The sequence below is a fragment of the Virgibacillus sp. DJP39 genome (assembly GCF_049310925.1).
In the GTDB taxonomy this organism is placed as follows: domain Bacteria; phylum Bacillota; class Bacilli; order Bacillales; family Amphibacillaceae; genus Virgibacillus_F.
The window spans coordinates 1-967 of the sequence record NZ_JBMERP010000188.1 but is presented as its reverse complement, the minus strand read 5'-3'; the positions used below and the strand labels follow the sequence as shown (position 1 = coordinate 967).

The following is a 967-nucleotide window of genomic DNA, read 5'->3' as shown; positions in this document are numbered from 1 at the left end:
AAAAAGACAGTGAATTTATGTGTTTTTTAGCATCTTTTCATGGCTAATGAACGGTAATAGATGATAATAACCAAATTTTATTCTTATCCAGAATTAAAAGACCAAAAAAAGACATACGTATCCTGTATCGAGGAATTTGTTTTTTTCTTTAGAGGTATTAGTTCTAACAAAAGCTTGGCAGTTGTTGAATCCGCCTTAGTGTACTCAAAAATTCCTGTTTATATAAGGAACTGCTGGATAATTTAAATAAGAGATACCGGCCGGAACGGCTGAGTTTCCCTGCAATTTTGATGAATCGCATGCGAACCGTTTGAATCCGGTGCTTTTTCATAGCCTTCGGCATACAAAGACGACGTAAACCATTGTGCAAATTGTACGCTAAAACGGCAATTTGTAGCTTATTGGAGTTAACCTCAAATTCTGAGCTACTCATTTTCCCAAAGGCAAATCCAAATTTTCCTTCTTTTATGTAGTTTTCCATTGTTCCACGCATCGCATAAAATTGCACGGTATCCTTTGGCGAGTCATCTAGTGTTGTCACAATAAAGGTGGGGATGAACAGTAATTGGTCTTTTGGTTTTTCTAGTTTCACTATCACCTTTCGATCCAGATCCCAACTTTTCGCCTTGTACGTGAATTCCCGATAAAACGCTTGATAACCATCGTAGATATCAACCTGGGTAGCAATCTCATCAATGAAAGAGTTTGCAACCTTTTGTAGACGTTGATTCGCTTTCAATCGAATAACAAAGTCGGCCCCATGCGCCTCACAAAGTTTGTATAGCTCAGGTGTGGCAAATCCACTGTCTCCACGTATGATGATCTTTATGTTGGGGTATTTTTTTCTTAACTTTTTGAGCTCTGGGCCAATAAATGCAACAATTTGTCTCGATGTATACACATTGCCAGAACGTAATACAGCCTTGAGACAATCCCCTGTTACGCCATCGAACATAAACAGTGGATG

At 38.6% G+C, this 967-nt stretch carries 1 protein-coding gene; it reads right to left on the bottom strand.

Annotated elements, in window-relative coordinates:
* Positions 1 to 163: 163 nt before the first annotated feature.
* The coding region (locus ACOI1D_RS21695) for an IS1380 family transposase (protein ID WP_422504282.1) at positions 164 to 967 on the bottom strand (804 nt) is incomplete at its 5' end.